The organism is Nocardioides dilutus, assembly GCF_054779555.1.
Map to the genome: position 1 here is coordinate 22,827 of NZ_BAAGYA010000002.1, position 21,033 is coordinate 43,859.

Sequence of the window (21,033 nt, forward strand, 5' to 3'; positions counted from 1 at the left end):
CGTGCAACACGCGCTCGCACAAACGGGCCACCCACGGAGAGCAAGGCTCGTTTTCTAGAGGGAGAGCGCGATGGGCGTAGAGATCAAGATCGAGCACTTGACCAAGTCCTTTGGCAAGCAGCTGATCTGGGGTGACGTGACGCTGACCGTCCCCGCCGGGGAGGTCTCGGTCATGCTCGGCCCGTCCGGCACCGGCAAGTCGGTGCTGCTCAAGACGCTGATCGGCCTGCTCAAGCCCGACAACGGCTCGGTGGTCATCGAGGGCACCGACATCGCGAGCTGCTCGGAGAAGGAGCTCTACGAGATCCGCAAGCTGTTCGGGGTCCTGTTCCAGGACGGCGCGATGTTCGGGTCGATGAACCTCTACGACAACGTCGCCTTCCCGCTGCGCGAGCACACCAAGAAGTCCGAGACCGAGATCCGCAACATCGTCATGGAGAAGATGGACCTGGTCGGTCTCATCGGCGCCGAGGACAAGCTCCCCGGCGAGATCTCCGGCGGCATGCGCAAGCGCGCCGGGCTTGCCCGAGCACTCGTGCTCGACCCCGAGATCGTGCTCTTCGACGAGCCGGACTCCGGCCTCGACCCGGTCCGGACCGCGTTCCTCAACCAGCTGATCGTCGACCTCAACGCCCAGATCGACGCGACGTTCCTCATCGTCACCCACGACATCAACACCGCGCGCACCGTGCCGGACAACATCGGTCTGCTCTACCACCGCCACCTCGCGATGTTCGGTCCCCGCGAGATGCTGCTGAGCTCGGAGGAGCCCGTCGTCCGCCAGTTCCTCAACGCCCAGAAGGTCGGGCCGATCGGCATGTCGGAGGAGAAGGACGCCGACGAGCTCGAGGCGGAGAAGGACGAGGAGATGCCGCCGCTGCCGCCGATCCCGCTGCAGCTCGAGCCCTCCAACGGCATTCCCCGTCGCAGCCAGCGCGAGCCGGGCACGTGGTGCAAGGAAAACAACGTCACGCCGCCCCCTGGCTCGTTCCAGCCGGCCATGAGCATGGCGACGGGCGGCTAGGTCGACAGATGGCCTCCACGACTGCGACGAGGGTGCTCGCTCCGGTCGGGACCGCGGGGAAGCTGTTCGCCTTCGGTCTCGATGTCGGGCGCAACCTGTTCAAGCGACCCTTCCAGACGCGCGAGTTCATCCAGCAGGCCTGGTTCATCGCCTCGGTCACCATCATCCCGACCGCGCTGGTCGCCATCCCGTTCGGTGCGGTCATCGCCCTCCAGGTCGGCGGCCTGATCAAGCAGTTCGGTGCCCAGTCCTTCACCGGCTCCGCCTCGGTCCTCGCGGTCGTGCGTGAGGCCGGCCCGATCGCGACCGCGCTCCTGATCGCCGGGGCCGGGGGGTCGGCGATCGCCGCCGACCTCGGCGCCCGGAAGATCCGCGAAGAGCTCGACGCGATGATGGTGCTCGGCATCGACCCGATCCAGCGTCTGGTCGTTCCCCGGGTGCTGGCCTGCATGCTGGTGGCGTTCTTCCTCAACGGCCTGGTGAGCGTGGTCGGCGTCTCCGGCGGCTACGTGTTCAACGTGGTCCTCCAAGACGGCACGCCAGGGGCGTATCTAGCGAGCTTCACCGCGCTCGCCCAGCTGCCGGATCTGTGGCAAGGCATGCTCAAGGCACTGATCTTCGGGCTGCTGGCCGCCATCGTCGCCTCCTACAAGGGCATGAACGCCGCGGGTGGACCGAAGGGCGTCGGGGACGCCGTCAACGAGTCGGTCGTCATCACGTTCCTGCTCCTGTTCGTCGTCAACTTCACGATGAGCGCCATCTACTTCCAGCTCGTTCCACCGAAGACGGGTTAGCGACGTGGCCAACCTGAAGTCGGTCTACGAGAAGCCGGCAGACGAGCTCGACAAGCTGGGTGGACAGCTCAGCTTCTACGTCCGCGCGCTGGCGTGGACCCCGCGGGCCCTCACGCACTACCGCAAGGAGATCCTCCGGATCCTGGCCGAGGTGACCCTGGGCTCGGGTGCACTGGCGGTCATCGGCGGCACGGTCGGCGTCATCGTCGCGATGTGCTTCTTCACCGGCACCGAGGTCGGCCTCCAGGGCTACGCGGCGCTCAACCAGCTCGGCACCGCCAACTTCGCCGGCTTCGTCTCGGCCTACTTCAACACCCGAGAGATCGCCCCGCTCGTCGCCGGCATCGCGCTCGCCGCGACGGTCGGCTGCGGTTTCACCGCCCAGCTCGGCGCGATGCGCATCTCCGAGGAGGTCGACGCCCTCGAGGTGATGGCGATCCCCTCGCTGCCCTTCCTGGTCACCACCCGCATCATCGGGGGCCTGATCGCGGTCGTCCCGCTCTATGTCGTCGGCCTGCTGTCGTCCTACTTCGCGTCACGGCTGGTGGTGACCCAGTTCTTCGGGCAGAGCACGGGCGTCTACGACGACGCGTTCAACAAGTTCCTACCCCCGGGCGACGTGCTCTGGTCGTTCGGCAAGGTGCTGGTCTTCGCGGTCGTTGTGATCCTGATCCACTGCTACCACGGCTACAACGCCTCCGGCGGCCCGGCCGGCGTGGGCGTGGCCGTGGGCCGGGCGGTCCGCACCAGCATCGTCGCCATCAACGTCATCGACCTGCTGCTGTCGATGGCGATCTGGGGAGCGACGACAACGGTGAGGTTGGCCGGATGACCAACCGCAAGCAGCGCAAGGGTTTCAGCCTCGCCCGTCAGACGAAGGCCTTCGGGGTCGTCTTCCTCGGGCTGGTGGTCCTGGCCGTCTACCTCACCTACGCGACGTTCACCAAGAAGTTCGCCGACTACGACGAGGTGTCGCTCGAGACCTCCAAGATCGGGCTGCAGCTGCCGGAGCGCGCCGACGTCAAGATCCGCGGGGTCATCGTCGGCGAGGTGCTCGAGCGCAACACCAGCGGCGACGGTGCCGAGCTCGTGCTCGGGATCTACCCCGACCACACCGACAGCATCCCCGCCGACGTCACTGGCTCGATCGTCCCCAAGACCCTGTTCGGCGAGAAGTACGTCTCCCTCATCCCCACCGAGGGAGGCTCGTCCGAGCCGATCCAGGCCGGCGACACGATCGAGCGGACCCAGGTGGCCACCGAGGTCGAGGAAGTGCTGTCCGACCTCTACCCCTTGCTGCGCACGGTCCAGCCGGCCGAGCTCAACATGACCCTCAACGCGATCGCGACGGCGCTCGAGGGCCGAGGTGACCAGATCGGAGAGAACCTCGAGACGGTCGACAGCTACCTCAAGCGCCTCAACCCGCAGATCCCGGCGCTGGTCGAGGACCTCCGGCTCACCGCGCAGGTCTCCGACATCTACGCCGACGTGCTGCCCGAGGTCGGCACGATCCTGCAGAACTCCGTGACCTCGATGGGCACCCTCGAGGACCGCGAGGCCCAGCTCAACGCCTTGTTCACCAACGTGTCCAACTTCTCCGACAGTGCCCGCACGTTCCTCGACGACAACGAGGCCAACATGATCCGGCTGGGCGAGGTCAGCCGCGCCCAGCTGCGCGTGCTCTCGCGCTACTCCACGGAGTTCCCGTGCCTGCTCAAGGGCATCGTGACCGCCGGCGAGTACCAGGCCGAGGCGTTCCGCGGGTTCACGCTCCACATCGTGCTCGAGACACTGCCCAACCAGCCGCGCCCCTACGGCCCGCAGGACAAGCCCGAGCTGGGTGAGGACCGCGGTCCCACCTGCATCAACCTGCCCAACCCGCCCGGGTCGCAGAGCAACCCGGTCCGGCGCCAGCCCGACTTCAAGGACGGCGTCGACGAGCCGACCGGCAAGGGCACCTCGCGTGCGGGCACCGGCTACACCGCGCTGGACACCAGCATCTTCGGCATCCCGGGCTACGCCGGTAGCACAGCCGAGGCCGACCTCCTGCGCGAGCTGCTCGCACCCGGCCTCGGCGTGACCGCTGACGAGGTGCCCGACCTCGGTGCGCTGCTCGTGGGACCGCTCGCCCGAGGCGCCACCGTGTCGCTGGGCGAGCCCGCAGCGACGGGGGGTGGACTGTCGTGAGGTTCAAGCTCCTCGACAAGAAGACCGGCGCCGACCTGGTCAAGCTGATCGTCTTCATCCTCATCACCACCCTGGCGACCGGGGTGCTGGTCGCCACCATCGGCAACCTGTCGCTGAGTGCGAAGAAGACCTACAAGGCGGAGTTCGTCGACGCGACCGGCGTCGTCAAGGGCGACGACATCCGGATCGCCGGAGTCAAGGTCGGCAGCGTCCAGGACGTGGAGATCAAGGACCGGACCCGGGCGCTGGTCACGTTCAACGTCGACGAGTCGACCCCGGTGACCGAGGCGACCAACGCCACGATCAAGTACCGCAACCTGGTCGGCCAGCGCTACATCAGCCTCACCCAGGGCACCGGCGCCGACGACGCGCTGGGCGAGGGCGACATGATCCCCGTGTCCAAGACCTCGCCGGCCCTGGACCTCACGGTCCTGTTCAACGGCTTCAAGCCGCTGTTCGAGGCCCTCTCGCCGGCCGACATCAACCAGCTGTCCTACGAGATCGTCCAGGTGTTCCAGGGTGAGGGCGGCACGCTGGAGAGCCTGCTGGCCAACACCGCCTCGGTGACCAGCACCCTCGCGGAGCGCGACGAGGTCATCAGCAGCCTGATCGACAACCTCAACGTCGTCCTCGACAACCTCGGTGACCGGGACGAGCAGCTGTCGGAGCTGATCCTGACCTTCAAGGCGTTCGTCGGCGGACTCAAGGACGACAGCGACGCGATCCTCGACTCGCTCGACCAGATCTCCGCGCTGTCGGTCGAGACCGCCGACCTGGTGAAGGGCATTCGCTCCCCGTTCGTCGAGGACATCAAGCAGCTGCGCAGGCTCACCAAGAACATCGACCGCAACAAGGCCGAGCTCGACCGCGCGCTGCAGGTCCTCCCGATCAAGCTGGAGAAGGTCGGCCGGACCGCGATCTACGGCTCGTTCTTCAACTTCTACCTCTGCAACTTCCAGGGCAAGATCCGCTTCCCCGGCGGGCAGACCGTGCCGGTCAACTACAACACCGGCACCCCAAGGTGTGATCTCGGATGAGCAAGCCCTTCCGCGAGCGCAACCCGGTGGTCATCGGGGCGATCAGCATCTCCGTGATCCTGCTGATGCTGCTGGCCGCGTTCCGAGCCCAGGACCTGCCGCTGATCGGCGGCGGCGACCGCTACACCGCGGCGTTCACCGAGGCCGGCGGTCTCAAGCCCAACGACGAGGTCCGGATCGCTGGTGTGCGGGTCGGCAAGGTGGAGAGCGTCGCGCTCGACGGCGACCAGGTCAAGGTGACCTTCCGGGTCAAGACCGACTCCTCGTTCGGCACCGAGACCGGCGCCGCCATCAAGGTCAAGACCGTTCTCGGCGCCATGTACCTCGCGCTGGAGCCGGCCGGCAGCGGCCAGCTGGACGAGGGCGACGAGATCCCGGTCGAGCGCACCAGCTCCCCCTTCGACGTCGTCGAGGCGTTCTCGGGTCTGGCGGAGACCGCCCAGGCGATCGACACCGACCAGTTCGCCGCCGCTTTCACCACGCTGGCGGACCTGACCCGCAACACCCCCGAGGAGTTCCGCAGCGCCCTGGCGGGTGTCTCCGCGCTGTCGGCCAACATCGCGGCCAAGAACGAGCGGATCAACGAGCTCCTCACCAACCTGGACCGGGTCACCTCCGTCCTCAGCGACCGGGACCAGGACATCATCAAGCTGATGCAGGACTCCGACGTCCTGTTCCAGGCCCTGGTGGCGCGGCGCGAGGCCGTCCACAACCTGCTCGTGGCCACCACGACGCTCTCGACCGAGCTGACCGCCCTCGTGCGCGACACGCGTGAGGACCTCAAGCCGGCCCTGACCCAGCTCGAGTCCGTGGTCGCGGTCCTCAACAAGAACGAGGACAACATCGACAACAGCCTGCGGCTGATGGCGCCGTTCTACCGGGTGTTCACCAACACCCTCGGCACCGGACCGTGGTTCGACACCTACATCCAGAACATGCCGCCGGCCCCCGACGCCGCGGGCGGGGGTGGTGTGTCGTGAGCACTCGAGTCGACTCCGTGAAGCGGTTCGCCGTTCCGGCGCTCATCGTCGCGCTGGTGGCTGCGGCCGGTGTGTGGATGTTCACCGGTGGTGACGACAGCAAGAAGCTGGTCGCGCACTTCCCCAGGACGATCTCGGTCTACGAGGGCAGCGACGTGCGAGTCCTCGGCGTCCCCGTCGGCAGGGTCGACAAGATCACGCCGTCGGGCACCGAGGTGGTCGTCGAGATGAGCTACGACGAGGACATCAAGCTGCCCAAGGACGCCCAGGCGGTGATCATCGCGCCGTCGATCGTGGGCGACCGCTACGTCCAGATCACTCCGGCCTACACCGAGGGCGCGACGCTCGCCGACGGCGCGACCCTCGCGACCGACAACACCTCGGTGCCGCTCGAGCTGGACGAGATCTACTCGAGCCTCAACGACCTCAACGTGGCGCTCGGGCCCGACGGGGCCAACAAGCACGGTGCCCTCACCGACCTCCTCGAGGTGACGGCCGACAACTTCGGCGGTCAGGGCGAGCAGTTCCACCAGACGATCCAGGACTTCAGCCAGCTGTCCCAGACCCTCGAGGACAACAAGGAGGAGCTGTTCGGCTCCGCCGCCCAGCTCGAGGAGTTCGTCTTCACGCTCGCCCAGAACGACTCGACGGTCCGGGCCTTCAACGAGTCGTTGTCCAACGTGTCCACGATGCTCAACGGTGAGAAGGAGGAGCTGGCGGCGGCCCTGAAGAACCTGTCGATCGCCCTCGGCGAGGTGACGACGTTCGTCAAGGACAACAAGGCCTCGCTCACGCGCAACATCAAGGGCATCAACCGGGTCGCCAAGGTCCTGGTCAAGCAGCGCGCGGCGCTCGAGGAGACGCTCATCAACGCCCCGATCGCGCTCAACAACCTGGCCCTGACCTACAACCCCCAGGCGGGCACGCTGGACACCAACGCCAACCTCGGCCACCTGGAGGGTGAGATCGCCTCCAACCCGGCCCTGGTGCTGTGCACGTTCGTCGAGCCGAGCGACCCCGACGGCGAGCTGTGCGACGCGATCGGCCAGATCCTTCCGCGGGCCGGGGTGTTCACCCAGGGCACCGGCTCCTCGAGCAACGAGACCTTCGACCTCACCCTCGGTGGACTCGTGGAGGTGCAGCGATGACCCGCCGCCCCAGCCGGATGCCGCGCCTGGCTCGCGCCGTGGCGGCTGCGCTCGTCGGCTCCGTGGTGCTCTCGGGTTGCGACTTCGACGTCTACGAGCTCCCGCTGCCCGGGGGCACCGACGTCGGCGACGACGCGATCACGGTGAAGGTGCAGTTCGAGGACGTCCTCGACCTGGTGCCCCAGTCCTCGGTCAAGGTCAACGACGTGAGCGTCGGCAAGGTGACCGACGTCGAACTGGTCGGCTACACCGCCGAGGTCACTCTCCAGCTCCGCAAGGACGTCGAGCTTCCTGACAACGCGATCGCCGAGATCCGCCAGACCAGCCTCCTCGGCGAGAAGTTCGTCTCGCTGGGGGCGCCCCCCACGGGTGCCAGCGACGAGCCGCTCGGCGACGGCGACACGATCGCGCTCGCCGACAGTGGCCGCAACCCGGAGGTCGAGGAGGTCCTGGGCGCCCTGAGCCTCCTGCTCAACGGCGGTGGCGTGGCGCAGATGAAGCTCATCACCCAGGAGCTCAACAAGGCGCTCACCGGTCGCGAGGACTCCGCGCGCTCGGTGCTGAACCAGATCGAGATCTTCACCGGCGCGCTGGACGACAACAAGGCCGACATCGTCGACGCGATCGAGTCGCTTGATCGGCTCGCCAAGGCCACCAGGGCCCAGCAGGACGACATCAACTCCGCCCTCGACGAGCTGCCCAGCGCCCTGACCAGCATCGACGGCCAGCGAGCCGACCTGGTCAAGATGCTCGAGGCCCTCAATGAGCTGGGCGACGTCGGGGTGCGGGTCATCAAGGCCTCCAAGGAGGCCACCATCGACTCGATCACCCAGCTGCAGCCGGTGCTCACCGAGCTCGCCAACTCCGGCGACGCGTTCGTGAAGGCGTTCCACGTCTTCCTCACCTACCCGTTCGTGGACGACGTCGTCGGCCGCGACCCGCAGGTCGCCCGCAACCTCCACATGGGCGACTACACCAACCTGTCGGTCACCCTCGACATCGACCTGACCGAAGGGCTCCCTGACGCACCTGGCGTGCCCAACATCCCGTGCATCGAGATGGAGGAGATCCCACCGGCCGGACCGTTGCCGCCGCCGAGCGAGCTCTGCGACGGCGTGATCGACGCCATCAACGAGTGCCTCGCCGAGCCCACCCTCGAGAACTGCCAAGGCCTGCCGGAGTTCCTGATCGAGGAGATCTGCGCCCAGCTGCCGATCCCCGGGCTGTGCCCCAACGGCGGTGGCGGCGGTGGCGGCGGCCCTCTGCCGACCTCGTTGCCCACAATCGAGCTGCCGGACCTCCCCAACCTCGGACTGAGCGCGCTGGGTGGGCTGCTGCGCCCCGGCACGGGCTACGAGTCCGCCGTCGACCCGGCGCGCGGCCCGACCTACGGGCAGCTGTCGTCGGCCTACGACCCCGCTCTGGTGGCGCTGCTCGTCCCGGCGCTGGTCGTGTCCGACGCTGCCGACGATGATGCCGCGGCTGACGGGAGTGCCGACTGATGATCAGCCGTCGCACCAAGGTCCAGCTCGTGATCTTCGTGATCATCACGCTGCTCGGCGTCTCCTTCGTCGGCATGCGATACGCCCAGCTCGACCGCTACTTCGTCGACCGGTCCTACGAGGTCACGGCCCACTTCAGTGACTCCGGCGGTGCCTTCGCGGGCGGTCAGGTGACCTACCGAGGGGTCTCGGTCGGCAAGGTCGACCGGCTGGTTCTGACCGAGGACGGCGTCGACGTCGTTCTCAGGATCGACAACGAGCACGACGACATCCCGGCTGACTCGCGGGCGCTGATCGGCAACGGCTCCGCCGTCGGGGAGCAGTACGTCGAGCTCCAGCCGAAGAGCGACGATGGTCCCTACCTGGGCGAGGGCGACGACATCGCCATGGCGGACACGCAGATCCCGATCGCCACCGAGACGCTGCTGGCCAACCTGTCGACCACCGTGGAGTCGGTCGACAAGGAAGCCCTCAAGACCACGGTCGACGAGTTCGCCAAGGCGTTCGGCGGCACGGGGGAGGACCTGCAGCGGCTGATCGACTCGGGCAACTCGTTCATCGAGACCGCCGACGCCAACTTCGACACGACGACAGCCCTGATCCGGGACAGCAACACCGTCCTCAACGGCCAGATCGCCTCCGAAGGAGCACTCCGCAACTTCGCCACCCAGCTGGCCGGTTTCAGCACTGTCCTGGCCGGCGCGGACCCCGACGTACGCCGGCTCATCGAGACCGGCTCGACCTCGACCATCGAGCTGCGCGACCTCATCGAGACCAACCGGATCGAGCTCGGGTCGCTATTCAACAACCTGGTGACGACCGGCGAGATCTTCGTGCGGCACCTCGACGGCATCAAGCAGGTGCTGGTGATCTACCCCTACGTCGTCGAGGGCGGGTTCACCGTCGTCTCCAAGAGCCCGGACACGGGTCTCTACGACGCGCACTTCGGGATGATCATGTCCGAGACCGCGCCCTGCCAGGAGGGCTACGAGGGCACCGACAAGCGGCTGCCCAGCGACGGCTCCAACGCCCCGATGAACGAGGACGCCCGCTGCACCGAGCCCGCCACCCAGAGCAACCCGCGCGGCGCCCAGCACGCGCCGCGCCGGGCCGCCCCGGGCTACGACGCCCCGGTGGTCGGTTCGTTCGACCCGGAGACCGGTGAGTTCACCTGGGGCGACGTCGACCCGGCGTTGAGGTCGACCGGTACGGTGGCCCCGCAGACGCTCGGAGAGGAGTCGTGGAAGTGGCTGTTCCTCCAGCCCCTGACGACCGCTCAGGAGTGACGACGGACAGCAGCACCCACGACAGCCAGGCCGGGAACGCCTCCCGGAGCACGTCGGCCGGAGCCCGTCGGCTCATCGCAGCGGTGCTCGGCGTCGCCATCCTCGCCTCGGCGGCCACCCTCGCCTACCTGGTGTCCCAGCGTTCCGGCGATGCCGCGGAGCTGCAGACGCAGCGCGAGAAGGTCATGGCCCAGGCCCGGCAGTTCATCCTGCGTGTCAACACCTATGGCCCGGACCTCCTCGCCGAGGACGGCACGATGCCCGAATACCGCGAGCTCGTGCTCGAGGTGATCACCGACAAGTTCGCCGCGGACTTCGAGGAGACGGTGCCGGCGGCCGAGGCCACCGTCGCGCAGGCCGGGTTCGCCCGCCGGGCCGAGGTGTTCGGAGCCGGGGTCTCGGTGATCGACAGCGACTCCGCCACGGCTCTCGTGGCCGGCTCGTTCACCAACTCCTACCCCGACCCCGACGACGACACCCAGCGGGTCGACGACCTGCCGCTGCCCTTCCGCGTGCAGATCGAGCTCGTCAAGGTCGACGGCAAGTGGCTGGTCGACAACTTCGCCCCGGTGACCGGCGAGACCCCCAACGAGACCCCCGACGAGACCCCCGGCGACACCCCGTCGCAGCCACCGTCTGAAGAGGCCTCGGAGTGAACACGCCCGGACCGAGCTGGTACGACGTCCTGGGCGTCGAGCCCGAGGCTTCTGCCGAGGACATCCGCGCCGCCTGGAAGGCCGGCATCGCCGAGCTCGACCCCACCGACCGGCAGTTCAGGCTGCTCAACCAGGCCGCGGAAGTGCTGCTCGACCCGGTGAGCAGGCAGTCCTATGACGAGTCCCTGGCAGAGCCTGAGCCGGCACCGGCGAAAACCGAAGCCAAAGCCGAAGTTGAGATCGAGACGGACCCCGGACGGACGAGCTCCAAGGGAGTCCCCGCCTGGCTTCTCGCCGGACTCGGCGTCGTGGCCGCGGTGCTCATCGGTCTGTGCGTCTGGCAGGCCGGGGAGCCCACCGATGCGCAGGTCAAGGAGGCGACCACGGACGCCCAGGCCGCGGCGGAGCGGGCGATCGTCGCGATCGTCTCCTACGACTACCGCAGCCTCGAGGACGACCAGACCAAGGCGTCGGCCTACATGACCGACGACTTCAAGAAGGACTACGAGGCACTGTTCGCGGTGATCCGCGAGAACGCTCCGGAGACCAAGACCGTCCTCACGACCGAGGTGGTCGCCTCGGGCGTCGTGCGCTCCGGCGACGACCGGGTGCAGATCTTCATGTTCATCGACAACCCGAGGACCAACGCCGAGATCACCACGCCGGAGATCCAGCGCAACCAGGTCACCGTGACGATGGAGCAGGTCGGCGACGAGTGGCTCGTGGACGACCTGAAGACCACGCTCCCGGCGGCCTGAGTCTCTCTCCGTCCCCAGGCTCTCCGGGGTTGTGCTTGACCTGGGTCCCTCGGCCCTCCATGATCATGGGACGTCGCGCGGGCGAATCCGCTAGTGCGGTGTTGAAGCGTGCCTCGTGCTGCGCTATCGTGGGTCCTTGCGCCTGCCCTCAGATACCTTCGTCCTGCCCGGATGGACGACACGGTGGTCGGTCGGCGCCACTCACCTGCGAGTTCCGCATAAGGACACGTCTTGGCCGCGCGCAACACCCCCGGTAGTACCCGCACGACTTCCCGCATCTCCTTCGCGAAGATCCAAGAGCCTCTCGAGGTCCCGCAGCTCCTCTCCCTCCAGACCGACAGCTTCGACTGGCTGATCGGCAACGAGGCTTGGGACGCTGCGGTCGAGCGCCGTCGTGGCGAGGGCGAGGACGTCTCGAGCAAGTCTGGTCTGCAGGAGATCTTCGAGGAGATCTCGCCGATCGAGGACTTCAGCGAGACGATGTCGCTCTCCTTCGAGGACCCGGTCTTCTACGACCCGAAGTACACCGTCGACGAGTGCAAGGAGAAGGACTTCACCTACTCCGCTCCGCTCTACGTGTCGGCGGAGTTCACCAACAACGACACCGGTGAGATCAAGGGCCAGACGGTCTTCATGGGCGACTTCCCGCTCATGACCGACCGGGGCACCTTCATCATCAACGGCACCGAGCGTGTCGTCGTCTCCCAGCTGGTCCGCTCGCCGGGCGTCTACTTCGAGCGCACTGCCGACAAGACGTCCGACAAGGACATCTACACCGCCAAGCTGATCCCGAGCCGCGGTGCCTGGCTGGAGTTCGAGATCGACAAGCGCGACATGGTCGGGGTCCGCCTCGACCGCAAGCGCAAGCAGAACGTCACCGTCCTGCTCAAGGCCCTGGTGGCCGTCGCCGAGGACATCGGCGAGGACTACGACTACGAGGCCGTCATGGCCCAGCTCCGCGAGTTCGAGTCGATCCGGCTCACCGAGGAGAAGGACCACACCGTCGGTCCCGACGACGCGCTGCTCGACATCTACCGCAAGCTGCGCCCGGGCGAACCGCCGACGCGTGAGGCCGCGCTGACGCTGTTGAAGAACTACTACTTCAACTCCAAGCGCTATGACCTGGCCAAGGTCGGCCGCTACAAGATCAACAAGAAGCTCGGCCTGCTCGAGGCGTTCGACAAGCAGACGCTGACCATCGCCGACGTCGTCGCCGCGATCGGCTACATCTGCTCGCTGCACGAAGGCCGTGAGGAGATCCAGGCGCCGCAGGGCACCCTGGAGATCGCCGCCGACGACATCGACCACTTCGGCAACCGCCGGATGCGCACCGTCGGCGAGCTCATCCAGAACCAGCTCCGCACGGGCCTGGCCCGCATGGAGCGCGTGGTCCGGGAGCGGATGACCACCCAGGACGTCGAGGCGATCACCCCGCAGTCCCTGATCAACATCCGCCCGGTCGTCGCGGCGCTGAAGGAGTTCTTCGGCACCTCGCAGCTGAGCCAGTTCATGGACCAGACCAACCCGATCGCGGGCCTGACGCACAAGCGTCGACTCTCCGCGCTCGGCCCGGGCGGTCTGTCCCGTGACCGCGCCGGCATGGAGGTTCGTGACGTCCACCCGTCGCACTACGGCCGGATGTGCCCGATCGAGACCCCTGAGGGTCCCAACATCGGTCTGATCGGCTCGCTGGCGTCCTACGGACGGATCAACCCGTTCGGCTTCGTCGAGACGCCCTACCGCCGCGTGGTCAAGGGCCGCGTCAGCAACGAGGTCGACTACCTGACCGCCGACGACGAGGACCGCCGCACCGAGCGTGACGGCAAGCAGGTCGACGTCGTCATCGCCCAGGCCAACGCCGGTCTCGACGACAAGGGCAGGTTCACCGAGGACCGCGTGCTGGTCCGGATGCGCAACGGCGAGGTGTCCGAGGTGCCGGCCGACGAGGTCACGCACATGGACGTCTCGCCGCGCCAGATGGTGTCGGTCGCGACCGCGCTGATCCCGTTCCTCGAGCACGACGACGCCAACCGCGCGCTCATGGGCGCCAACATGCAGCGCCAGGCGGTGCCGCTGATCCGCAGCGACTCGCCGCTGGTCGGCACCGGCATCGAATACCGCGCCGCGGTCGACGCCGGCGACGTGCTGGTGGCCTCGGCCGCCGGTGTTGTCAAGGACGTGTCCGCCGAGGTCATCGAGACGATGAACGACGACGGCACCTACTCGACCTACAAGCTGGCCAAGTTCCGCCGGTCCAACCAGGGCACCTGCATCAACCAGCGTCCGCTGGTCAGCGAGGGTGACCGGGTCGAGGTCGGCAGCCCGATCGCCGACGGTCCGTGCACCGACAACGCCGAGATGGCGCTGGGCACCAACCTTCTCGTGGCGTTCATGCCGTGGCAGGGCCACAACTACGAGGACGCGATCATCCTCAGCCAGCGCCTGGTGCAGGAGGACATGCTCACCTCGATCCACATCGAGGAGCACGAGGTCGACGCCCGCGACACCAAGCTGGGCCCGGAGGAGATCACCCGCGACATCCCCAACGTCGGCGAGGAGATGCTGGCCGACCTCGACGACCGCGGCATCATCCGCATCGGCGCCGAGGTCACGACCGGCGACATCCTGGTCGGCAAGGTGACGCCCAAGGGTGAGACCGAGCTGACCCCGGAGGAGCGGCTGCTGCGCGCGATCTTCGGTGAGAAGGCACGCGAGGTGCGCGACACCTCGATGAAGGTGCCGCACGGTGAGTCCGGCACGGTCATCGGCGTGCGGGTCTTCGACCGCGAGGACGGCGACGAGCTGCCTCCGGGTGTCAACCAGCTGGTCCGCGTCTACGTCGCCCAGAAGCGCAAGATCTCGGTCGGCGACAAGCTCGCCGGACGCCACGGCAACAAGGGCGTCATCGCCAAGATCCTGCCGGTCGAGGACATGCCGTTCATGGAGGACGGCACTCCGGTCGACGTGGTGCTCAACCCGCTGGGTGTGCCGCGCCGGATGAACATCGGGCAGATCCTCGAGCTCCACCTGGGCTGGCTCGCCAAGCAGGGTTGGGACATCAACCTGAGCGGCGACAAGGACAGCTCGGAGTGGAAGCAGCGCCTGATCAAGATCGGTGCCGACAAGGCCGAGCCGGGGACCAAGGTCGCCACGCCGGTCTTCGACGGTGCGCGTGAGGACGAGATCATCGGCCTGCTCGGGTCGACCCCGCTCAACCGCGACGGCGTCCGGATGATCGACACCACCGGCAAGGCCAACCTGTTCGACGGACGTTCCGGCGAGCCGTTCCCGGAGCCGGTGGCGGTCGGCTACATGTACATCCTCAAGCTGCACCACCTCGTGGACGACAAGATCCACGCGCGCAGCACGGGTCCCTACTCGATGATCACCCAGCAGCCGCTCGGCGGTAAGGCCCAGTTCGGTGGCCAGCGCTTCGGTGAGATGGAGGTCTGGGCGATGGAGGCCTACGGCGCCGCCTACGCCCTGCAGGAGCTCCTGACCATCAAGTCCGACGACGTGCCGGGTCGCGTCAAGGTCTACGAGGCGATCGTCAAGGGCGAGAACATCCCCGACTCCGGCATCCCCGAGTCGTTCAAGGTGCTCGTCAAGGAGATGCAGTCGCTGTGCCTCAACGTCGAGGTCCTGAGCCAGGACGGCAGCTCGATCGAGCTCCGTGACGCGGAGGAGGACGTCTTCCGCGCCGCCGAGGAGCTCGGTATCGACCTGTCGCGCCGCGAGCCCAGCTCGGTCGAAGAAGTCTGAGTGCGGGTGGTACGCCGGCGGTGCCGGCGTACCACCAGCCCAGTCCCCAGCCACACACACAGAACTACCGAAGGACAGCAGCCATCGTGCTCGACGTGAACTTCTTCGACCAGCTTCAGATCGGCCTGGCCACCGCGGAGGACATCCGCGGGTGGAGCCACGGCGAGGTCAAGAAGCCGGAGACCATCAACTACCGCACGCTCAAGCCCGAGCGTGACGGACTCTTCTGCGAGAAGATCTTCGGTCCCACCCGGGACTGGGAGTGCTACTGCGGCAAGTACAAGCGCGTGCGCTTCAAGGGCATCATCTGCGAGCGCTGCGGCGTCGAGGTGACCCGCTCCAAGGTCCGCCGCGAGCGGATGGGCCACATCGAGCTCGCGGCTCCGGTCACCCACATCTGGTACTTCAAGGGTGTCCCCAGCCGGCTCGGCTACCTGCTCGACCTCGCCCCGAAGGACCTCGAGAAGGTCATCTACTTCGCGGCCTACATGATCACCTCCGTCGACGAGGACGCCCGCCACCGCGACCTCGAGTCGCTGGAGAACAAGGTCGGGCTGGAGCGCGAGCGCCTCCAGAAGCGCATGGACTCCATGCTCGACGAGCGGACCAAGAAGGAAGAGGCCGACCTCGCCGAGCTCGAGGCCGAGGGCGCCAAGGCCGACGCCAAGCGCAAGGTCCGTGACGGTGCCGAGCGGGAGCGCACCCAGATGCGCCGCCGCGGCGAGGCCGAGATCGCCCGCCTCGAAGAGGTGTGGAGCACGTTCAAGGCGCTCAAGGTCCAGGACCTGATGGGCGACGAGATGCTCTACCGGGAGATGAAGAACTGGTTCGGCAAGTACTTCGAGGGCCACATGGGGGCCACCGCGATCCAGAAGCGCCTCCAGGACTTCGACGTCGAGGGTGAGGTCGAGTCGCTCCGCGACACGATCGCCACCGGCAAGGGTCAGCGCAAGGTCCGCGCGCTGAAGCGCCTCAAGGTCGTCGACGCGTTCCGCAAGACCGGCAACAAGCCCGAGGGCATGGTCCTCGACGCGGTCCCGGTCATCCCGCCGGACCTGCGCCCGATGGTGCAGCTCGACGGCGGCCGGTTCGCCACCTCCGACCTCAACGACCTCTACCGCAGGGTCATCAACCGCAACAACCGGTTGAAGCGGCTGCTCGACCTCGGTGCCCCCGAGATCATCGTCAACAACGAGAAGCGGATGCTCCAGGAGGCCGTCGACTCGCTGTTCGACAACGGCCGCCGCGGCCGTCCGGTCACCGGCCCGGGCAACCGGCCGCTGAAGTCGCTGTCCGACATGCTCAAGGGCAAGCAGGGCCGGTTCCGCCAGAACCTGCTCGGCAAGCGCGTCGACTACTCGGGCCGCTCGGTCATCGTGTCGGGCCCGCAGCTCAAGCTGCACCAGTGCGGTCTGCCCAAGATGATGGCGCTGGAGCTCTTCAAGCCGTTCGTGATGAAGCGGCTGGTCGACCTCTCGCATGCGCAGAACATCAAGTCCGCCAAGCGGATGGTGGAGCGCGCGACCTCCGGTCTCTCGCGCTACGCGATGGTCTGGGACGTCCTCGAAGAGGTCATCATGGAGCACCCGGTGCTCCTCAACCGGGCACCGACCCTGCACCGCCTCGGCATCCAGGCCTTCGAGCCGCAGCTGATCGAGGGCAAGGCCATCCAGATCCACCCGCTCGTGTGCGGCGCCTTCAACGCCGACTTCGACGGTGACCAGATGGCGGTGCACCTGCCGCTGTCCGCCGAGGCCCAGGCCGAGGCGCGGATCCTGATGCTGTCGACCAACAACATCCTCAAGCCGTCGGACGGCCGTCCGGTGACCATGCCCTCGCAGGACATGATCATCGGCCTGTTCTGGCTGACCACCCAGCGTGGCCAGGCGGTCGACCCGCACGACAAGAAGAAGGAGCGCCTCCGCTCGTTCTCGTCGCCGGCCGAGGCGATCATGGCCTTCGACCGCGGCGAGATCACCCTCCAGAACGAGGTGCGGATCCGGCTCGACGACGTCGTCCCGCCGCTCGAGTGGGACCTCGCCGACTGGGAGGAGGGTCGCTCGATCACCCTCAACACCACGCTGGGCCGGGCCCTCTTCAACGACACGCTGCCCGCCGACTACCCCTACGTGAACTACGAGGTCGGCAAGCGTGCCCTGGGCGCGATCGTCAACGACCTGGCCGAGCGCTACACCAAGGTCGAGGTCGCGGCGTCGCTGGACGCCCTCAAGGACGCCGGTTTCCACTGGGCCACCCGCTCCGGTGTCACCGTGTCGATCGATGACGTCACCACCCCCCCGGACAAGGTCGAGATCCTGGCCGAGTTCGAGAAGCAGGCGGCGAAGGTCCAGCAGCAGTTCGAGCGCGGTCTGGTGACCGACGACGAGCGCCGCCAGGAGCTCATCGAGATCTGGACCGAGGCGGCCTCGCGGGTCGGGAAGTCCATGGAGTCCCACTTCGACAAGACCAACTCGATCTACATGATGGTCGACTCGGGCGCCTCCGGAAACATGAACCAGATCCGGCAGGTCGCCGCGATGCGTGGTCTCGTGGCCAACCCGAAGGGCGAGATCATCCCGCGGCCGATCAAGTCCAACTTCCGCGAGGGCCTCACCGTGCTGGAGTACTTCATCGCCACGCACGGCGCCCGGAAGGGTCTGGCGGACACCGCGCTGCGGACCGCCGACTCCGGCTACCTGACCCGTCGCCTCGTCGACGTGTCGCAGGACGTCATCATCCGTGAGGACGACTGCGGCACCGAGCGTGGTCTCGACAAGGTGATCGGCGTCCGCGACGCCGATGGCACCGTCCGCAAGGACGACAACGCGGAGACCGCGGCGTACGCCCGCACGGCGGCCGTCGACATCGCCCACCCCGACACCGGCGAAGTGCTGGCGACGGCGGGCGAGGACCTCGGTGACGTCAGGATCGGCGAGCTCGTGGCGGCCGGCATCGAGACCGTCAAGGTCCGCTCCGTGCTGACCTGCGACGCCAAGACCGGCACCTGCGCGAAGTGCTACGGCCGCTCGCTGGCCACCGGCAAGCTCGTGGACATCGGCGAGGCCGTGGGCATCATCGCGGCCCAGTCGATCGGTGAGCCGGGCACGCAGCTGACCATGCGTACCTTCCACACCGGTGGTGTGGCCTCGGCCGACGACATCACGCAGGGTCTGCCCCGCGTGGTCGAGCTCTTCGAGGCCCGCTCGCCCAAGGGCGTCTCGCCGATCACCGAGGTGGCCGGCCGGGTCGAGATCGAGGAGACCGACAAGGCGCGCGTCGTCAAGGTCACCCCCGACGACGGCTCCGAGGTGCAGGAATACCCGGTCAGCCGGCGCTCGCGCCTGCGCGTCGGCGACGGCGACCACCTCGAGGTCGGCGACCAGCTCGTGGTCGGCACCCCGGACCCCAAGGAGGTGCTCCGCATCCTGGGCGTCCGCAAGACCCAGCAGCACCTCGTCGACGAGGTGCAGGCGGTCTACCGCTCGCAGGGCGTTGCGATCCACGACAAGCACATCGAGATCATCGTGCGGCAGATGCTGCGCCGGATCACGGTGCTGGAGTCCGGCGACACCAACATGCTGCCGTCGGACCTCGTGGACCGCGGTCGCTTCGAGGAGGAGAACCGTCGGGTGGTCTCCGAGGGCGGCAAGCCCGCCTCGGGTCGCCCCGAGCTCATGGGCATCACCAAGGCCTCGCTGGCCACCGAGTCGTGGCTCTCGGCGGCCTCCTTCCAGGAGACCACCCGGGTGCTGACCGACGCGGCCATCCACGGTCGCTCGGACTCGCTGCGCGGTCTGAAGGAGAACGTGATCATCGGCAAGCTGATCCCGGCGGGCACCGGCCTCGAGCGCTACCGCAACATCCGGGTGGAGCCCACCGAGGAGGCCCGCGCCGCGGCCTACTCCGTCACCGGCTACGACGCCTACGACTACGAGTTCGGCGGTGGTCACGCAGTGGCTCTCGATGACTTCGACTTCGGGAGCTATCAGAACTGAGACATGCAGAGGGCCCCTTCGCGAGGCAGCCGCCAGGCTGACGAGCGGAGGGGCCCTCTGCTGTCTCGTCTGGACGGAGCCGAGTCGGCGGTACTGCCGCGCCGGTGAAGCCCCTCAAGCAGTAGCGCCGACTCGGCGATCACGAAGCCCAACCCCAGCCGCCGAGTCGTCGTTACTGACGCTCAGTAGCGCCGACTCGCCGGGGCGCACGCTCACGGGATGGTTGGGTACCGGATCCCGCATGGGTGAGCACGACAAGACCGACGTGACCGAAGCGGACCGCCTGGTGTCGGCGGGTGCCGAGACCAGCGCCAGGCCAGGCCAGGACGAGATCGGACCGGTCTCGGGTGAGGCCGAGGAGCAGCCCGGGACCCAGCAGCCCGGGGCCGACCCCGCGGAGGCCGAGGAGATCGAGGCCGAGCGTCAGGAGCGCCTCGACCCCGACAACCGCCCCGAGGGCGCCGAGGTGGACAACACCGACCGGGACTTCGACGCCGAGAAGGGCATGTATGCCGACTCGGACGGCTACGAGGACGCCGAGCAGCGGTTCCCGCCGACGGGCGAACAGGGAGCCTGAGCCGCGGGCAGCGGCCAGTGGCGGGCGATCCCGGATTCCGCCTGCTGGCCGACGCCCTGAGACAATTGCGGGGTGACCGCTCCGACCCACGCCGACGTGCTGGTCGTGGGTGCCGGCCCCGCTGGCTCGGCGGCCGCGGCCTGGGCTGCTCGGGCGGGTCTGGACGTCGTCCTCGCGGACGCGGCCGTCTTCCCACGCGACAAGACCTGCGGTGACGGCCTCACCCCGCGGGCCATCGGCGAGCTGCAGCGCCTGGGCCTCGAGGACTGGCTGCGCGCCCACACCGTCAACCAGGGGCTCCGCGCGCACGGTTTCGGCCAGACGCTGCACCTGCCCTGGCCGGGTGGCTCCCTGCCCGACTGGGGCTCGGCGGTGGCCCGGACCGAGCTGGACGACCACCTCCGGACCACGGCGATCAAGGCCGGGGCCACGGCGATCGACGGGGTGCGCGCTGTCGACGTACGCCGTGACGGCGACCGGGTCGCGGGCGTCGTGTTCAGGACCGACGACGGACAGCGAGAGATCGAGTGCCGGCACCTGGTCGTGGCCGACGGCGTCCGTTCGCCGCTGGGCAAGGTGCTCGGACGCGAGTGGCACCGCGACACCGTCTACGGCGTCGCGGGCCGCTCCTACATCGCGTCAGGGATGTCCGACGACCCGTGGATCAGCTCGCACCTCGAGCTCCGCGACCAGGACGACAAGGTCCTCTCGGGATACGGCTGGATCTTCCCGCTGGGGACCGGCGAGGTGAACATCGGCGTCGGCACGCTGGCGACAAGCAAGCGTCCCGCCGACATCGCCATCAAGCCGCTGATGGCCCACTACGCCGACCAGCGCCGCGAGGAGTTCCAGCTCTCGGGTGACCTGCGGATGCCCACCTCCGCACTGCTCCCGATGGGCGGGGCGGTCAGCAACGTCGCCGGGGCCAACTGGGCGCTGATCGGCGACGCGGCCGCCTGCGTCAACCCGCTCAACGGCGAAGGCATCGACTACGGCCTCGAGACCGGCCGCCTGGTCGCCGAGACGATCGCCGACGGGGCGGCCCTCGGCCGGGCCTGGCCGGCGCTGCTGACCCAGCACTACGGCGAGTCCTTCTCCATCGCGCGTCGGCTCGCCGGGCTGGTGACGGTCCCGTGGGTGCTGCCGCGGTTCGGGCCGCCCGGCATGCGGTCGGACTGGCTGATGACCCTGGCCCTGCGGTGGATGGGCAACCTGGTCACAGACGAGGACCGCGACCGGGCCGCGCGCGTGTGGAGGTGGGCCGGGCGCCGGTCGCTCGCGAGAGACGCGCGGCCGCCGTTCTCATGACCGCGCGCCCAAGCCGTGG

15 protein-coding genes are annotated in these 21,033 nt (G+C 68.0%); all 15 read left to right on the forward strand.

All coding sequences use genetic code 11. The features are described from left to right. Positions 1-70: 70 nt before the first annotated feature. The 15 genes from ACYVC6_RS09615 (at position 71) to ACYVC6_RS09685 (ending at position 21,014) form a co-directional block, all read left to right on the forward strand. Positions 71-1,024: an ABC transporter ATP-binding protein gene (locus tag ACYVC6_RS09615; RefSeq protein ID WP_460713394.1), complete on the forward strand. Its 954-nt coding sequence runs from the start codon at positions 71-73 to the stop codon at positions 1,022-1,024. Positions 1,025-1,032: 8 nt separating this feature from the next. Beyond that, positions 1,033-1,818, forward strand: coding sequence for an MlaE family ABC transporter permease (locus ACYVC6_RS09620; protein WP_460713395.1), 786 nt, complete (start codon positions 1,033-1,035; stop codon positions 1,816-1,818). Positions 1,819-1,822: 4 nt separating this feature from the next. After that, positions 1,823-2,650, forward strand: a complete 828-nt coding sequence (locus ACYVC6_RS09625; RefSeq protein WP_460713397.1) for an MlaE family ABC transporter permease — start codon at positions 1,823-1,825, stop codon at positions 2,648-2,650. Then, complete coding sequence (locus ACYVC6_RS09630; RefSeq protein ID WP_460713399.1) at positions 2,647-4,005, forward strand: MCE family protein; 1,359 nt, start codon at positions 2,647-2,649, stop codon at positions 4,003-4,005. The genes ACYVC6_RS09625 and ACYVC6_RS09630 overlap by 4 nt, the downstream gene beginning before the upstream one ends. Next, positions 4,002-5,042: an MCE family protein gene (locus tag ACYVC6_RS09635; protein ID WP_460713401.1), complete on the forward strand. Its 1,041-nt coding sequence runs from the start codon at positions 4,002-4,004 to the stop codon at positions 5,040-5,042. Before ACYVC6_RS09630 ends, ACYVC6_RS09635 begins: the two co-directional genes overlap by 4 nt. Beyond that, the gene (locus ACYVC6_RS09640; protein ID WP_460713403.1) at positions 5,039-6,022 is read left to right on the forward strand and encodes an MCE family protein; all 984 of its coding nucleotides are present in this window, start codon (positions 5,039-5,041) and stop codon (positions 6,020-6,022) included. The genes ACYVC6_RS09635 and ACYVC6_RS09640 overlap by 4 nt, the downstream gene beginning before the upstream one ends. Next, positions 6,019-7,170: an MCE family protein gene (locus ACYVC6_RS09645; protein WP_460713405.1), complete on the forward strand. Its 1,152-nt coding sequence runs from the start codon at positions 6,019-6,021 to the stop codon at positions 7,168-7,170. Before ACYVC6_RS09640 ends, ACYVC6_RS09645 begins: the two co-directional genes overlap by 4 nt. Continuing rightward, positions 7,167-8,672, forward strand: coding sequence for an MCE family protein (locus ACYVC6_RS09650; protein WP_460713407.1), 1,506 nt, complete (start codon positions 7,167-7,169; stop codon positions 8,670-8,672). The genes ACYVC6_RS09645 and ACYVC6_RS09650 overlap by 4 nt, the downstream gene beginning before the upstream one ends. Beyond that, complete coding sequence (locus ACYVC6_RS09655) at positions 8,672-9,958, forward strand: MCE family protein (RefSeq protein ID WP_460713409.1); 1,287 nt, start codon at positions 8,672-8,674, stop codon at positions 9,956-9,958. Before ACYVC6_RS09650 ends, ACYVC6_RS09655 begins: the two co-directional genes overlap by 1 nt. Further along, positions 9,955-10,614 (forward strand): hypothetical protein, encoded by a 660-nt coding sequence (locus ACYVC6_RS09660; RefSeq protein WP_460713411.1) that lies wholly within the window; start codon positions 9,955-9,957, stop codon positions 10,612-10,614. Before ACYVC6_RS09655 ends, ACYVC6_RS09660 begins: the two co-directional genes overlap by 4 nt. Continuing rightward, a complete protein-coding gene (locus ACYVC6_RS09665; protein ID WP_460713413.1) occupies positions 10,611-11,372 on the forward strand; it encodes a DnaJ domain-containing protein in 762 nt (253 codons plus the stop codon). Before ACYVC6_RS09660 ends, ACYVC6_RS09665 begins: the two co-directional genes overlap by 4 nt. Positions 11,373-11,603: 231 nt before the next feature. Then, entirely contained in the window at positions 11,604-15,134 is a 3,531-nt protein-coding gene (gene rpoB, locus ACYVC6_RS09670; RefSeq protein ID WP_460713415.1) for a DNA-directed RNA polymerase subunit beta, read from the forward strand. An 86-nt stretch (positions 15,135-15,220) separates the two neighbouring features. After that, complete coding sequence (locus tag ACYVC6_RS09675; protein WP_460713417.1) at positions 15,221-19,129, forward strand: DNA-directed RNA polymerase subunit beta'; 3,909 nt, start codon at positions 15,221-15,223, stop codon at positions 19,127-19,129. 241 nt (positions 19,130-19,370) lie between these two features. After that, positions 19,371-19,706 (forward strand): hypothetical protein, encoded by a 336-nt coding sequence (locus ACYVC6_RS09680; RefSeq protein ID WP_460713419.1) that lies wholly within the window; start codon positions 19,371-19,373, stop codon positions 19,704-19,706. Positions 19,707-19,778: 72 nt separating this feature from the next. Next, positions 19,779-21,014: a geranylgeranyl reductase family protein gene (locus ACYVC6_RS09685; RefSeq protein WP_460713421.1), complete on the forward strand. Its 1,236-nt coding sequence runs from the start codon at positions 19,779-19,781 to the stop codon at positions 21,012-21,014. Positions 21,015-21,033: the final 19 nt, after the last annotated feature.

Bases quoted from the DNA above. Each gene is read 5' to 3' on its own strand.
- ACYVC6_RS09620 (WP_460713395.1), top strand. From the start codon at position 1,033: ATGGCCTCCACGACTGCGACGAGGGTGCTCGCTCCGGTCGGGACCGCG.
- ACYVC6_RS09655 (WP_460713409.1), top strand. From the start codon at position 8,672: ATGATCAGCCGTCGCACCAAGGTCCAGCTCGTGATCTTCGTGATCATC.
- ACYVC6_RS09630 (WP_460713399.1), top strand. From the start codon at position 2,647: ATGACCAACCGCAAGCAGCGCAAGGGTTTCAGCCTCGCCCGTCAGACG.
- ACYVC6_RS09640 (WP_460713403.1), top strand. From the start codon at position 5,039: ATGAGCAAGCCCTTCCGCGAGCGCAACCCGGTGGTCATCGGGGCGATC.
- ACYVC6_RS09615 (WP_460713394.1), top strand. From the start codon at position 71: ATGGGCGTAGAGATCAAGATCGAGCACTTGACCAAGTCCTTTGGCAAG.
- ACYVC6_RS09650 (WP_460713407.1), top strand. From the start codon at position 7,167: ATGACCCGCCGCCCCAGCCGGATGCCGCGCCTGGCTCGCGCCGTGGCG.
- ACYVC6_RS09680 (WP_460713419.1), top strand. From the start codon at position 19,371: ATGGGTGAGCACGACAAGACCGACGTGACCGAAGCGGACCGCCTGGTG.